The organism is Bacillus thuringiensis, assembly GCF_001182785.1.
Taxonomy (GTDB): Bacteria; Bacillota; Bacilli; order Bacillales; family Bacillaceae_G; genus Bacillus_A; species Bacillus_A thuringiensis_S.
Window position 1 is genome coordinate 4,785,859 of sequence record NZ_CP012099.1, and the last position, 14,837, is coordinate 4,800,695.

A 14,837-nucleotide genomic window follows, 5' to 3' on the forward strand; every position below is an offset into this window, starting at 1 on the left:
TCTTACGCTTCTTGCTCTGTTGTTTCGTCTTCAATACCTAATTCTTTTTTAATCCAGTCGTAACCTTCAGCTTCTAGACGTTGTGCAAGCTCAGGGCCACCAGATTTAACGATACGACCGTTCATCATAACGTGAACGAAGTCTGGAGTGATGTAGTTTAATAAACGTTGGTAATGCGTAATCATTAGGCAACCGAACTCTTCGCCGCGCATTTGGTTAATACCTTTAGATACAACTTTTAATGCATCGATATCAAGACCTGAGTCGATTTCATCTAAGATTGCGATTTTTGGCTCAATCATCATTAATTGAAGAATTTCGTTACGTTTTTTCTCTCCACCAGAGAAACCTTCGTTTAAGTAACGTTGTGCCATTTCTGGATCCATTTCTAGGAATTCCATGTTTTTATCTAATGTACGGATAAATTTCATAAGAGAAATTTCATCGCCTTCTTCACGACGTGCGTTAATTGCAGAACGTAAGAAGTCAGCGTTTGTTACTCCGCTAATTTCACTTGGATATTGCATTGCTAGGAATAGACCTGCTTGTGCGCGCTCGTCTACTTCCATTTCTAATACATCTTCACCGTCGATGATGATGCTACCTTCTGTTACTTCATACTTTGGGTGACCCATAATCGCAGAAGATAAAGTTGATTTACCTGTTCCGTTAGGTCCCATAATTGCGTGGATTTCTCCACCTTTTACTTCAAGGTTTACACCTTTTAAAATTTCTTTGCCATCAATTGATACGTGTAAGTCTTTAACCGTTAATGTAGAACCAGCCATCTCAATACCTCCATTAATCCTATATATACATTTTAAAAATTCCTAAAACGTTCATATTCTCATTTTATTCTCATTCTAATCTTATATCAAATAAAATGATATCGCAAACGACGAAAAAAAGTAACAATTTTTTCACAAATGTATATAAGTATTTCCCTTGCATCCTTATATGATACACCTTTCTTCTTATTTATATAAAGAAAAAAGGACTGGTAATTTTCCAGTCCTTTCCTCATATTTATTCACTTACCGGAAGTACAGCACCTTTATATTCTTTATTAATAAAGTCTTGAATTTCTTTTGAATGCAGTACTTCTACTAATTCTTTAATTTCTTTTTTCTTCTCGTCACCTTTACGAACTGCAATAATATTTGCGTACGGAGAGTCTGATCCTTCAATCGCAATTGCATCCTTTGTTGGATTTAACTTCGCATCAATTGCATAGTTCGAATTAATGAATAAAGCATCTCCCTCATTATTTTCATACAACTTCGGTGAAAGTCCAGGTTCAACATCTGTTTTAAATTTTAAGTTTTTCGGATTTTCGACTACATCTTTTACTGTCGCCTTAACCACATCTACACCATCTTTAAGCTTAATCACGCCGCCTTTTTGTAACAATGCTAACATACGGCCACGCTCCGCTACGTTATTACTCATAATCACTGTCCCGCCATCTGGTAAGTCTTTTAAGCTTTTATATTTCTTAGAATAAATGCCCATTGGCTCTAAATGGATTTTTCCTGCGTTTACAATTTTATATCCTTTTTCTTGGATTTCTTTATCTAAGTAAGGAATGTGTTGGAAGTAGTTCGCATCAATTTCCTTATCCGCTAACGCTTTATTCGGCAACACATAATCTTGGAATTTTTTAATTTCTAATTTAATACCCTTTTTCTCTAATATCGGCTGTGCCTTTTCTAAAATAACAGCGTGCGGCACGTTAGAAGCTCCAACAACAAGCTTATTCTCCTCTTTCCCTCCGCAAGCAGCTAATGTAAATACAGACAGCGCTGTAACAACTGACAATAGAATCTTTTTCATATGATGTCCCCTTCTCCCCAATAGTTATGTAGTTATGAAAAAGAGCTGGCATCAGACCAGCCCTTTTCAGCAATTATTCTTTTACAGGAACAACTGCCCCTTTATATTCTTTATTAATGAAGTCTTCAATCTCTTTAGAATGTAATACTTCCACAAGAGCTTTAATCTCTTTCTTATCTTTATCGCCTTTACGAACAGCTACTATGTTTGCGTACGGTGAATCATTTCCTTCAATTGCAATTGCATCTTTTTCCGGATTTAACTTTGCATCAATTGCATAGTTAGAGTTAATTAAAACAGCATCGCCTTCTTTATTGTTATACACTTGTGGCAATAAACCAGGCTCGATATCCGTTTTGAATTTTAGATTTTTCGGATTATCTGCAATATCTTTTGGAGTTGCTTTAACTGGATCTACTCCGTCTTTAATTTTTAAAATGCCTTCTTTTTGTAAAATCGCTAAACCACGTCCATGGTCAGCAACTGAATTACTCATAATAATTGTTGCACCGTCTGGAAGCTCTTTTAAGCTCTTATATTTTTGAGAATATACACCAATCGGTTCTAAATGAATTTTTCCTGCTATTTCAAAATCATATTTTTTATCTTTAATTTCTTTTTCTAAATACGGAATGTGCTGGAAGTAGTTTGCATCTAAATCTTTATCCGCTAACGATTTATTTGGTAATACGTAGTCTTGGAATTTTTTAATTTCTAACTCGATTCCTTTTTTCTCAAGTAACGGTTTTGCCTTTTCTAAAATAACAGCGTGAGGTACGTTAGAAGCACCAACAACAAGTTTCTTTTCATCTTTATCTTTCCCGCCACAAGCAGCTAAACCAAAAATTGAAGTTGAAATAAGTGCCGTAAGTAATAATTTTTTCATTTGAAACATCCTCCCGTTTTTTATTATCGTTTATCTATTCGAGTCGTTAAACTATCACCAATCCACTGAATTAAAAATACAACTAGTAATACACAAATTGTCGCAACAATTGTTACATCGTTATTCCCTCTCTGGAATCCTTCTAAGTAAGCAAGTGTCCCAAGGCCACCAGCACCAACAACTCCCGCCATTGCTGTATAGCCTACTAAAGCAATTGTCGTAACCGTAATACCAGATACTAATGCTGGTAACGATTCTGGAATCAATACTTTTAAAATAATTGTGCTTGTTTTTGCTCCCATTGCTTTTGAAGCTTCAATTACACCTTTATCAATTTCGCGAAGTGCGATTTCAACCATTCTCGCGTAGAATGGTGCCGCTCCAATAATTAAAGCCGGCAGCGCTGCACTTGCTCCAAGAATTGTTCCAAGAAGAATCTTTGTGAATGGGATTAATAAAATAATTAAAATGATGAACGGTATAGAACGGAATATATTTACGAATGCTCCAATCACCGTATTAATTGATTTGTTTTCCCATAAATTATCTTTTGCTGTCATGAAAAGTAACAATCCTAAAATTAGTCCTAAAACAAATGTCGCAAGAGCTGCGATTGCCGTCATATATAACGTTTCACCAGTTGCTTCTAACATTTGATTCCAATCAACATTTGCGAGTAACTTATCCATGTGCAATCACCTCCAGCTCTACTTGATTTTGATGAATTCCTTCTATTGCTTGCTGGATCGCTGTTTCCTCACCATTTAAATGAACAACTAAACTACCGTAAGAACCGTTATTCGTTTGTGCGATATTTCCTTGCAAAATGCTAACTTCTATATCACTACGTTGCATTAATCGTTGAAGCACCGGTCTTTCTACAGCCTCACCGATAAACTGCAAACGAATCACTTTTCCATCTGGATATTTTTCAATTAAACTTTCAATCGTTTCATTTGTATCTTCAGAATCTGTTAACTGCTGTACAAATCGTTTCGTAATATCTTGCTTCGGATTACGGAATACATCAAGTACTGGACCCGTTTCTACAATCTTTCCTCTCTCCATTACCGCCACTCGATTACAAATCTTTCGAATTACGTGCATCTCATGTGTAATGAGTACAATTGTTAAACCAAGGCGCTTATTAATGTCTAATAGTAAATCCAAAATTTGATCTGTCGTTTCTGGATCAAGAGCCGACGTTGCTTCATCACATAAAAGTACTTGTGGGTTGTTAGCTAATGCTCTTGCAATCCCAACGCGTTGTTTTTGTCCCCCGCTCAGCTGAGATGGGTACGCGTCTCCTCTTCCTTCTAATCCAACAAGATGAATTAATTCATCAACACGTTTTCTTCTCTTCGTTTTATCAACACCTGCAATTTCAAGTGGAAACTCTATATTTTCACGTACAGTTCGTGACCAAAGTAAGTTAAAGTGCTGAAAAATCATTCCGATTTCTTGCCTTGCCTTACGAAGTTCACTTCCTGTAATTGCTGATATAACACGATTCGCAATTGTAATTTGGCCAGAAGTCGGTTTCTCTAACTGATTAAACAATCTGATTAAAGAACTTTTCCCAGCGCCGCTATATCCGATAACACCAAATATTTCGCCTTTTTCTATTTTTAAATTGGCGTTATCTACAGCAGTGACATCACCGCTTTTCGCCTTATATATTTTCCTTACATTCTCTAATAGAATCATGATGTTCACCCCTTTTTTGTTTAGATAGACTCCGCATTTTTTTATTTTTGATGCGTGTAGTCCACCGCTATCACTACTTTTATTATTTGAATGTCCTCCACATTCAAACAATAAAAAAACCTTTCCGCTTTAGAGAAGCAGAAAGGTTTATATGCGTATATAACAACATTATCCCTCTCTCTCATCTCTCAAAGCATTCGCTTTGCAGGAATTGGCACCATTTCAACATAAGTTGACGGTTGCCGGGCTTCACAGGGCACAGTCCCTCCACCTCTCTTGATAAGAGAAATCAGATTCAATTTTCGTCTGATTTGAAATTTATGAAATTGTCTATATTTTATGACTTGAATTGTATCAATATACACTTACCATGTCAACAGAAATTTTCGTAAAAAATGAAACTTCAGAATTTTAAGCACCTACTGACATCGGTTTACATATATGAAACATTGATTCAACTAATAACATCGTTCGGTACGTTCCCGAATATTGTACACGCCCATCGTTCATTAACATTTGCAATCGTACATTTCCATTCACCAATTGCTCTATATCTTTTTCATCTAAGCAAATGATTTGTTCCGTTCCTCTTTCCTCATGTAGCAGCTCTATATAATCTCTTGAAATTTGTAACGAACAACTTTCATCTCTAAAACGGAAATTAACAGTTTTTTCCTCTCGTCTTAAAAGCGGTTCTAAATGATATTGACCATTAGCGTAATTTACAAATGATTGAAGCAAAGAATATAATCTCACCCTAAATCACATCCTTCATATCACTTTCTATTACATACCATTCCCTCTCACTAAAGAGCAATCCTGTTATTTTCGCTCGACAAATACTGTATCCATCCTGCATCTCGACATATTTCCCAAGAAATATGTCGAGGCGGCAAAAATTTTGCCGCCTACTTTAATTCCGTATATAAATATTCAACCGAATGAAATGCATATATCTTCTTCATCAGTGTCCCATTTTCAAAAACAAGTAAACAAGGTACACTTTCAATCCCATACTCTTTCGCTAAATATGGAGCATAATTTAAATCTAACATCCCAATTTTGAAGCCTTCAATTGTCATCTCAACGACTGTTAACATCTTTTTTGCTAATTGGCATGTTCCACACATTGGAGTATATACATATAACACTGTTTTTTCTTCGTTCTCTATTAGGGCTGTAGCTTCGGCTCCTGTCCAATCAATCACTTCTATCATTCCTTACCGTAAATATTCTGTATAAACGTCAATGTCGGCTCCCCATAATACATTTGCTAAGTGTGTAGATGGCGCAGTTGCCACTTCTCGGTACGAGCGATCAATATAGATATGCTCGGCTTGCGGAAATTCTTTTCGAAATTGTTTCCTTAACTTTTCTCCAGCATCATCAGCATCCACTAGCACATACACTTCCTTATCAAAAAACTGATCAACGAGCTCATCCATTTTCGACAAACCAATTGTACCATTTGTACAAACAATTTCCACTGGTTCACGAATAATAGATTCAATCTTTCTTCTATCTGATGTACCTTCTACAATAATGACTTTTTCTACATAAATCATATGTCATCACCCGATCACCATATACTATATAACCTTGAACTTAGTATATAGTATATTCGTTATTTTCATGTTGTTTCCTGTTTATTTTTGCAAAAGAAAAGCGGAAGCGACTGTTTAGCCCTGTTGGCTAAGGTTCTTCCGTACAGAAGACGCTTTTTTTCTTCCCGTGCGGAAGGTTCTTAGACATGAAGGGCTAGGAGGTGGAGCTAGACAATGAAAAGCGGAAGCGGCTCGTTTAGAACAAGAATGTACCCGAACTCCTTCACTCAAGGCTCTTTTCGCCTCAAGTGAAGGAGTGAAATGCCCAACTTTTTATTCCTTTTGGCTAAAGTTCTTTCGCACAGAAAACGCTTTTTTGTCTTCTTGTGCAGAAGATTCTTAGACGTGAAAAGCTAGACAACGAAAAACAAAAGCGGCTAGACCTGCATAAAGATTAAACAAAAAAGTTTTTTCAAAAAACGTTCTCCTACACGATAATTAGTATATGATTCTACATTCATTATTTTACACAAAATAAAAAAGGACAGCACAAAGGCTGTCCTTTAGTCGACTATAATTAGTCTTGGTTTGTCATTTCTGCATATTTTTCTGCAGTTAATAACTTCTCAACTTGGCTTGCATCAGAAAGTTCAACTTTAACCATCCATGCACCCTCGTATGGAGATTCGTTAACAAGTTCTGGTTGGTCACTTAATTCTTCGTTTACTGCTACAACTTTACCGCTTACAGGTGCGTATAACTCAGAAACTGTTTTAACAGATTCTACGCTTCCGAATGGCTCGTCAGCTTCGATTGTTGCACCTACTTCAGGAAGTTCAACGAATACGATATCGCCTAGCTCACCTTGTGCAAAGTGAGTAATACCGATAACAACTTCATTACCTTCAGTTTTTACCCATTCGTGTTCTTCAGAGTAACGTAAATTATTTGGAATGCTCATGACTGTACCTCCAGTGAATGTATTAATTATGTAAAAATACCTTATTGGTACTTTTTCCACACACTTTCAAACTGCTCTTCGTTAAAACCAAGTGTTACATTCGTTCCATCTGTTACAATTGGACGTTTGATCAACATGCCATCAGATGCTAAAAGCTCATACATTTCGTCTTCGCTTGCATCTTTCAACTTATCTTTTAGACCAAGTTCACGGTAACGCATTCCACTTGTATTAAAGAATTTTTTTAATGGTAATTCACTTTTTTCATGTAAATTACGTAAATCTTCTTTTGATGGTGGATTTTCAACAATATGAATCATCTCATATGCTACATCGTTTGCCTCAAACCATTTCTTTGCCTTTTGACATGTGCCACACTTTGGATATGAATAAAATGTTACTGTCATAAATTCACCTACTTTTTTACTAACCTTTACCTTTATCATATAGAAAACGTTTTATTATTTCAAACCATTATTCGCTAAACTTTTACTTATTTCGTGATAATTTTTAATAATCCTGCGAATTTTTCTTATTTTTCCGCCATTTGTTAAGAAAAAAATAAATATATAAATTTTTTAAAATTCTGCACCAAACATATATCTTAAACAAGCGTTTGATTAATTTCTTATTTTTCTTTCTTAACCTTTGAACTACATGAGTTTCTTTCTACCGAACATACAGCTTAAACAAACGTTTGATTAATTCTCCATTTTTCTTTGTTAACCCTTGAGCTGCATCGGTTTCTTCCTACCGAGCATACAGCTTAAACAAACGTTTGATTAATTTCTTATTTTTCTTTCTTAACCTTTGAACTACATGAGTTTCTTTCTACCGAACATACAGCTTAAACAAACGTTTATTTTAAAAAAATAAGAAGCCTTTTTTACAGGCCCCTTCATCATCGACTTAAGTAATCCGAAATGGTTTGAAATACTACTATATACATATTATGAATATTTCGATCGGAAACAGTATCATTATATAATCCCATACCCCAATATTGACCTTCAGGGTTCCCCATATTTACAAACCCTTGCGTATACGTCATCGTTTTATCCTTTGGGGTATTATCATAATCTAAATCCTTGTTAGTAAAAATTAAATACGGTCTATCTTGCAAACCAATAAAAAATACCGGCTTCTTTAACGATAAAAATAAGTCCGTATACTGCTCCTTTGATGCCTCTTTAAAGTATTCTTTCATAACGAAAAAACCATCAACTTTTGCTGATTTCTCCTGCATTTCTTCTAACTTTATACTTTCAAACTTTACATTCCTAAACGTATCTTTCGGCTTTTCTCCAACAACTCCAATTACGAGTGCTCTTCCGTTATATTCTAATTTTTCTCCTTCGTTATTCTTTGCACACCCAGCACCTACTAGGCATAACAATATAAAAACTAAAAAATATGATAAACGCTTCATTTAGCACCCTCCCCCTTCTTTTTAGTCAAGTGACAAAAACGTAAGGTTAATTCAAGAAAATGTAAGTAAAATCGATAGCCCAATTCACGTTTCTATATTATAATCAATTGAATTTACTTACATTACTAAACATAGGAGATCAACATGAAGAAATTTAAACTTTCATCTTTTCTTCCGTTAAGTTATATACTTCTACTCGTACTCGTAAGTCCCCTTTACGATGTATTAAATAAAACAACTGTTCACGCAGTAGACGTTACAACTGTAGTAGATGATTGGATTCCATTTGTAAAAGCATTTATTATTCCTTATTTACTTTGGTTTCCATACTTATACGGCGCACTTATTTATTACTGCTTTGCTGACCGAAAGCAATATTATGTCACTTTAAGTAGTGTTATTTTTGGAAAGCTTGCTTGTTTTTCTATTTATTATTTTTGGCAAACAACTGTACCGCGTCCGACTGTCGTTGGAACAGATGTATTTTCTGAACTAGTTCGCTATATTTATAGTATCGACCAGCCAGTAAACTGTTTCCCTAGCATTCACGTTCTTACTACATTTGTAATTATGTTAGCTGCCTTTAAGCGTAGAGAACAACATGCTTTTGAATATTACATCCTTACTTTCTTCGGTACACTTATTATTTTATCAACGCTATTTACGAAGCAACATGCCTTTGTAGATGCCGTTTCTGGAATGACACTTGCAAGCATACTTTACTTCGGTGTTCAACTTTTATTAGCAAAAGAAACAGTACGTGTTCCAGTAAAACAAAATCATAAAATGTAACATAAAAAAGCAGACTGTGGCTTCTCAGTCTGCTTTTATCTATTATTAAGGAGATTTTCAATTTAAGATTGCGGTACAGTCATATCACCAGAATGAATACGACCTGCTTTTTTAAGAGCAATGTAAAGTATATAAGAAACAGCTACTGGAATGACGATATAAGTAATTACCATCGCCGGGACAACTTCCCATCCTTCGCTGGAAATTAAATTAATTGGTGCGATAAGAGAACTTAATCCAAGACCTGCAATTTCTTTTCCTGCTTCCAGTTGGAAAATTAATGCGGATACCGGACCGACTATAGCACTGGCGACGACAGTTGGGACGAGAATCATTGGATTTTTAGTGATATTTGGCAACTGTACTTTCGGAGTACAAAGAGCTTGAGCTAATATGCCACCTAAATTGTTTTCTTTCGCTGATATGACAGAGAATCCGATAAACTGAGCGACGCATCCGGCAAGAGCTGCACCACCTGCAACACCGTCTAAGCTAAGTGCGATCGCTAACGCAGCTGATGAAGCTGGAGAGATAAGTAATAGTCCCCAAACTACTGCAATGACGATAGAAGCGATGAATGGGCTACCAGCTGAGCTATCTTTAATGAACGCTCCAACTGCATTTAAAACAGGAGTAATATTATGAGATAACCAAATACCAACTAAACCAGAACCTAATATGGCCGCAAATGGAACGAGCATCATATCTAAAGCAGTTTTTCCGCTTAAACGTTTACCAATATATACAGCTAAAGTTGCTGTTAATAAAGCACCGATTGGCTCACCTGTTTTAATAATTAGACCAGCTTCAGTAATTGAAATGGATCCGGCACCAATTGCTCCAGCCACCATAGCCGAGAAGATTACAAGACCATTTGCACCGAGCATAAAAGCAATTCCTGCACCAATCGCTGGTGCCATTAGTGATTTTGCAACAACTCCAATTGTAATAAGCAACGGAATATCAACAATTCTTCCTATATTTTCGATTAGTAAACCAATTCCGAGGGATACGAAAATACCTTGTGCGATACCAGCAGATGCTTTAAATACACGAGACATTATATATTCCTTCATTTGTTTCACCTTCTCCTATAAGTTAGTAACCAATTGTTTTCATATAATCACGTAAAATATCGTTTGATTTTGCGAATCGAGATTCTTCATCCTCTGTTAAATTGAGTTCTACAATTTCTCTTATACCGTCTCTAGTAATAATAGCTGGTACTCCTGTACAAATATCATATTCACCGTACTCACCATCTAAAATAGCTGATACAGCAATGACACGGTGATCATCATTAAAGATTGAGCTTGCAATATATGCTAGAGAATTTCCGATTCCGTAATAAGTAGTTCCTTTACGTTTATAAATTTCCCATCCGGCTTTTGCAGTCTTCTCAACGATTTCATCTAAATCTATTTCACCAAATCGTTCTTTTTGTTCTTCTAAAATTTGCAGAATTGGCTTTCCACCAACAGTTACATGAGACCAAGCAACCATTTGAGAATCACCATGTTCTCCTAATGAATACCCATGAATACTACGAGGATCTACATGTAACATTTCAGATAAAATTGTTCTTAGGCGAGAAGAATCTAATGATGTTCCTGTACCGATTACGCGATTTCTAGGTAATCCAGATAATTTCCATACTTCATATGTGATAATATCAACTGGGTTCGATGCGAGTAAGAAAATACCATCAAATCCACTTGCCATTACGCCGCCAACAACACTTTCCATAATCTTCGCACTCGCTCCTAAAGTATCTAAGCGACTTTGTCCAGGTTTTGGTGCTGGTCCTGCAGTAATAATGACAATGTCCATATCTTTGCAGTCTTCATAGCTTCCTGCATATACTTTTGTTCTTGTATTTGTAAAGTTAATGCAATGTGATAAATCCATTGCTTCCCCAACTGCACGTTCATGATTTATATCAATTAATAATAGTTCTTCGCAAATTCCTTGATTTACAATGGAATACGCACAACTTGATCCAACTAATCCAGTACCGATAATTGCAATTTTTCTTGTATGTCTTTTCATAGCAATCTCTCCTAAGTGATCATATAATCTATTTCTTTTGTTCTTTACACTCTTAATTATAGAGGTTCTCACGATAGAAACCATGGATACTTTGTGAAATATTGAGCAAAGTATTTGTCCTTTTTGTGAATTGTTATATTACATTTTCGTCATATTTGTTACAACTGGAAAAATATTTATTATGTATTTATTGACATACAAAAAAATAAAACGAGCGAATCTATTTTCGCCCGTTTTTTCATCCTATTATTCTGCACTTAACTGACTTTTTAATTGCTGCACGATCATCGGATTCGCAGGTGCTGCCGGTTTGTAATAACTCTTTTGCTTTGCGTACTCATACATATTACGTTGACGCATTTCATCTTGATTACGAATTTGGATTAACGTTTGATGTAACTGTTCATTATCAGACTGAGAAATATAATTTGCATAACTTGTTAAACTTGCATTTAATCCTGCTAAATAATCATTTACCATATCTTTTTCATTCATCTTTCTCTTCCTCCTATCCTAGGAAAGTCATTAATTGCTGTTTCGTATTTCTTGCATCTTGCGCATCTTTTTGTAGCATTTGTTTCAGTTGTGGATCTGTACACGTCTGTGCATACTGCTCCAACTTGTTAATAATCGTTGCGTGTCCACCAATTAAATGACGTAAGTTTTCTACTTCAAGCTCTGTTAAATTTTGCATGGAATACTCCTACCTTTCTTCTTTCATTCTTCCTTAGTATTCTGTTCTTTTTAAATCGTATTCATTAAAAAGTCTGCTAAATAATCATTTAACTAAAAAGAGCCTCTAAACGATTAGAGGCTCTTTCTACTTAAATTCCTTTCCGCTTCTTCAATCGCCCGTTGCATTTGTATTAACGGATTTTCAATCATTTTCCCATGCCCTGTCGCCAATAAAGACGGCTTATACTCCAGCAATTTCTGAGCACTCGTTAATGAAACTTCTGCATCCCAAGTCCCAAACATAGGAAACGGGAAAAGCCACTTCAACTGTCCTGCTACCGCTAATCCTCCTCTCGTTTGAAATGCATCTCCAACAATGAGTGCATCATTTCTTGTGTCTAAAAATGCCATTGATCCTGGTGTATGACCTGGAGCTCCAATCGCTACAAGAGAACCAACTTTATCTCCCTCTTGAAGAAAAATATCTGGGATCGTATGTATCTGTTTTGACACTCCCACTTTTATTGGTGTATTTCGTTCTCCCTCTTGTAGTGCCTTATCTCCTTCAAGTAAACAAGCATCTCTTTTAGAAATATAGACTGGAACATCGGGCATCTCTTGCTTTATCGCATCAAGCGCTCCTACATGGTCATCATGCGCATGTGTAATAACGATATTCGTAATCGGTTTTCCTATTTTCCGAGCTGATTGTAAAATCTTCTTTGCACAAAACGGTAAGGCCGCATCAATTAAAGTTAATCCTGTTTCTTCTTCAACGAAGTAACAGTTAATTGGAAATAGACGCGGTAAAAATGCAATTTGATGCACTGTTTCTACGCTTATTACCTTCATCTTCTTTACCTCCATAAAAAAGAGCTGTTTACACATACATATGTAAAACAGCTTTATTCAAGAATTCAGCAATAAAAAAACCAGTAGCCAACTGGCTACTGGTTCTCTCTCATCTATTAAACTGTGTAACGCTCATCTTCTAAAATTTTCGCAGCGATTTCACGTTTCTTCGGAATTACATTAAGTGGTGTGTGGCGAGTTAATTTACGTAATGATGATAACATCATGCGCAGCATGTCGCCATTTTCAACTGCGATAAGTGTTTCTTTCGCATCTGCTTCGATTTCGTTAAATGCTTCTTGGCAGAATACTTCAGTGTATAACACTTTTTGTTTATTCTTTTCAAGACCAGTTGTTTTGATTGCTTTTTCTGTACGAAGAACAGCTGACTCCATTGCGTATAGGTTGCTTACGATGTCAGCGATATTCACAAGAATTTCTTGCTCTTTATCTAATGCTTTACCGTATTTTTGAGCAGCTAATCCAGCTACCATTAAGCCGATTTTCTTCGCATTAGTTACTAAATACTTTTGAAGTGCTAATGGCTCATCGCCTACTTCTTCTGGCATCATCATCATTAACTCTTCTTGTAATTTTTGTGCTTTTTGAAGAAGTGGTAATTCACCTTTCATCGCTTTACGTAAGAACGTACCTGGTACGATTAGGCGGTTAATTTCGTTCGTTCCTTCGAAAATACGGTTAATACGAGAATCGCGGTACATTCTTTCAATCTCGTATTCTGCCATAAATCCGTAACCACCGTGAATTTGAACACCTTCATCTACTGTATAGTCTAATACTTCAGAACCGAATACTTTGTTTAAAGAGCACTCGATTGCATATTCAGCGATAGAAGCTGCTACTGCTTTACCGTCTTTTACTTCTTCTTCAGATAATGTGCTCATGCGGCTTTCGAATAAACCTACTGTACGATATACAGAACTTTCAGCTGCATATGTTTTTGCTGCCATATTCGCAAGTTTCTCTTGAATTAATGGGAAGCGAGCGATTGGTTGCTTGAACTGTTGACGTTGGTTTGCATATTGTGCTGAAATTTCTACTGCACGTTTCGCAGATCCAACTGTACCAACACCTAATTTATAACGACCGATATTTAAAATGTTGAACGCGATAATATGACCTTTACCGATTTCACCAAGTAAGTTTTCTTTCGGCACTAACGCATCTTCTAAAATTAACGTACGAGTTGATGAACATTTAATCCCCATTTTCTTTTCTTCTGGGCTTGTAGATACACCAGCGTATTCTTTCTCTACGATAAATGCTGAGAAATGCTCTCCATCAATTTTTGCATATACAACGAATACGTCAGCGAATGCAGAGTTTGTAATCCACTGTTTCTCACCGTTTAATACATAATGTGTACCTTCTGCATTTAAACGTGCAGTTGTTTTTGCGCCTAATGCGTCAGATCCTGAACCTGGCTCAGTTAATGCGTATGCAGCTAATTTTTCACCAGTTGCAAGTAATGGTAAATACTTTTTCTTTTGCTCTTCGTTACCGAATAATACGATTGGTAAAGATCCGATACCTACGTGAGCACCGTGAGTGATTGCAAAACCACCAGCGCGAGAGAATTTCTCTGCGATTAACGCTGAACTTACTTTATCAAGACCAATTCCGCCGTACTCTTCTGGCACGTCAGCGCCTAATAAACCAAGCTCCCCAGCTTCTTTTAAAAGACGAACTGAACGATCAAATTCATGTTGCTCTAAATATTCAAGCTCTGGAAGAACTTCATTTACGATAAAGTCCTCTGTCGTTTTTGCAATCATTTTATGCTCAGATGAAAAATCTTCTGGCGTAAACACTTGATCAATCGTAATCTCATCAACTAAAAAGCTACCGCCTTTAACCGCATTTCCTACTGTTTTTTCCATGAAAATTTCCTCCTTCATATTTTCATGAGCAGCTTCTCTCTTTTTGAAAGAAGCTGGCTCTCCCGTTTATTTTTTATAAACCTTTGTTGCTTCCATTCTTTGCTTTAGCGTCGTCTCGTTCTGAGCAAGCCGCTTACACTTTTTTTATAATCCAGTTCCAGTGGCTAGAACAGTCGGTCGTTTCACCCCTTCCTGTGAGGCAAAAAGC

The 14,837-nt window shown here is 36.2% G+C and carries 18 protein-coding genes and 1 riboswitch; of the genes, 1 reads left to right on the forward strand and 17 read right to left on the reverse strand.

All coding sequences use genetic code 11. From position 1 onward, the window contains the following. Nucleotides 1-2: 2 nt before the first annotated feature. From sufC to AC241_RS24870, 11 genes are all read right to left on the reverse strand, one after another. Nucleotides 3-788 (reverse strand): Fe-S cluster assembly ATPase SufC, encoded by a 786-nt coding sequence (gene sufC, locus AC241_RS24820; protein ID WP_000929163.1) that lies wholly within the window; start codon nucleotides 786-788, stop codon nucleotides 3-5. 238 nt (nucleotides 789-1,026) lie between these two features. Then, the gene (metQ, locus tag AC241_RS24825; RefSeq protein ID WP_000722401.1) at nucleotides 1,027-1,833 is read right to left on the reverse strand and encodes a methionine ABC transporter substrate-binding lipoprotein MetQ; all 807 of its coding nucleotides are present in this window, start codon (nucleotides 1,831-1,833) and stop codon (nucleotides 1,027-1,029) included. 73 nt (nucleotides 1,834-1,906) lie between these two features. Beyond that, nucleotides 1,907-2,719 carry a methionine ABC transporter substrate-binding lipoprotein MetQ gene (metQ, locus tag AC241_RS24830; protein WP_043935771.1) on the reverse strand — a complete coding sequence of 271 codons (813 nt, stop codon included), beginning with the start codon at nucleotides 2,717-2,719 and terminating at the stop codon, nucleotides 1,907-1,909. Nucleotides 2,720-2,742: 23 nt separating this feature from the next. Beyond that, entirely contained in the window at nucleotides 2,743-3,408 is a 666-nt protein-coding gene (locus tag AC241_RS24835) for a methionine ABC transporter permease (protein ID WP_000359401.1), read from the reverse strand. Then, nucleotides 3,401-4,426, reverse strand: a complete 1,026-nt coding sequence (locus AC241_RS24840) for a methionine ABC transporter ATP-binding protein (RefSeq protein WP_050844671.1) — start codon at nucleotides 4,424-4,426, stop codon at nucleotides 3,401-3,403. Before AC241_RS24840 ends, AC241_RS24835 begins: the two co-directional genes overlap by 8 nt. A gap of 178 nt (nucleotides 4,427-4,604) precedes the next feature. After that, nucleotides 4,605-4,712, reverse strand: a riboswitch (SAM riboswitch). 125 nt (nucleotides 4,713-4,837) lie between these two features. Then, entirely contained in the window at nucleotides 4,838-5,182 is a 345-nt protein-coding gene (locus AC241_RS24845) for a hypothetical protein (RefSeq protein WP_029443533.1), read from the reverse strand. 152 nt (nucleotides 5,183-5,334) lie between these two features. After that, nucleotides 5,335-5,643, reverse strand: coding sequence for a thioredoxin family protein (locus tag AC241_RS24850; RefSeq protein WP_080990855.1), 309 nt, complete (start codon nucleotides 5,641-5,643; stop codon nucleotides 5,335-5,337). Nucleotides 5,644-5,646: 3 nt separating this feature from the next. Continuing rightward, on the reverse strand, nucleotides 5,647-5,991 hold the full coding sequence (locus tag AC241_RS24855) for a toprim domain-containing protein (RefSeq protein ID WP_000640870.1): 345 nt from the start codon (nucleotides 5,989-5,991) through the stop codon (nucleotides 5,647-5,649). A 556-nt stretch (nucleotides 5,992-6,547) separates the two neighbouring features. Then, entirely contained in the window at nucleotides 6,548-6,931 is a 384-nt protein-coding gene (gene gcvH / locus AC241_RS24860; protein WP_000026896.1) for a glycine cleavage system protein GcvH, read from the reverse strand. A 41-nt stretch (nucleotides 6,932-6,972) separates the two neighbouring features. Beyond that, on the reverse strand, nucleotides 6,973-7,338 hold the full coding sequence (locus AC241_RS24865) for an arsenate reductase family protein (protein WP_000218968.1): 366 nt from the start codon (nucleotides 7,336-7,338) through the stop codon (nucleotides 6,973-6,975). A 494-nt stretch (nucleotides 7,339-7,832) separates the two neighbouring features. After that, complete coding sequence (locus tag AC241_RS24870; protein ID WP_000826910.1) at nucleotides 7,833-8,360, reverse strand: hypothetical protein; 528 nt, start codon at nucleotides 8,358-8,360, stop codon at nucleotides 7,833-7,835. A 144-nt stretch (nucleotides 8,361-8,504) separates the two neighbouring features. On the opposite strand from AC241_RS24870, the gene AC241_RS24875 reads away from it, so the two are divergent. Then, on the forward strand, nucleotides 8,505-9,152 hold the full coding sequence (locus AC241_RS24875; protein WP_016079828.1) for a phosphatase PAP2 family protein: 648 nt from the start codon (nucleotides 8,505-8,507) through the stop codon (nucleotides 9,150-9,152). Between the two features lie 62 nt (nucleotides 9,153-9,214). On the opposite strand, the gene AC241_RS24880 is transcribed toward AC241_RS24875, so the two are convergent. The 6 genes from AC241_RS24880 to AC241_RS24905 all read right to left on the reverse strand — a co-directional run bounded on the left by AC241_RS24880 (nucleotide 9,215) and on the right by AC241_RS24905 (nucleotide 14,629). Beyond that, the gene (locus tag AC241_RS24880) at nucleotides 9,215-10,228 is read right to left on the reverse strand and encodes a PTS sugar transporter subunit IIC (RefSeq protein ID WP_000666170.1); all 1,014 of its coding nucleotides are present in this window, start codon (nucleotides 10,226-10,228) and stop codon (nucleotides 9,215-9,217) included. Nucleotides 10,229-10,250: 22 nt separating this feature from the next. Continuing rightward, a complete protein-coding gene (locus AC241_RS24885) occupies nucleotides 10,251-11,201 on the reverse strand; it encodes an L-lactate dehydrogenase (protein ID WP_016079827.1) in 951 nt (316 codons plus the stop codon). A 246-nt stretch (nucleotides 11,202-11,447) separates the two neighbouring features. Continuing rightward, entirely contained in the window at nucleotides 11,448-11,696 is a 249-nt protein-coding gene (locus AC241_RS24890; protein ID WP_001002992.1) for a spore coat protein, read from the reverse strand. 13 nt (nucleotides 11,697-11,709) lie between these two features. Beyond that, nucleotides 11,710-11,895, reverse strand: a complete 186-nt coding sequence (locus AC241_RS24895; protein ID WP_001180555.1) for a hypothetical protein — start codon at nucleotides 11,893-11,895, stop codon at nucleotides 11,710-11,712. A 113-nt stretch (nucleotides 11,896-12,008) separates the two neighbouring features. Beyond that, nucleotides 12,009-12,728 (reverse strand): MBL fold metallo-hydrolase, encoded by a 720-nt coding sequence (locus AC241_RS24900; protein ID WP_043935773.1) that lies wholly within the window; start codon nucleotides 12,726-12,728, stop codon nucleotides 12,009-12,011. 116 nt (nucleotides 12,729-12,844) lie between these two features. Beyond that, nucleotides 12,845-14,629, reverse strand: a complete 1,785-nt coding sequence (locus AC241_RS24905) for an acyl-CoA dehydrogenase family protein (protein ID WP_000416293.1) — start codon at nucleotides 14,627-14,629, stop codon at nucleotides 12,845-12,847. Nucleotides 14,630-14,837: the final 208 nt, after the last annotated feature.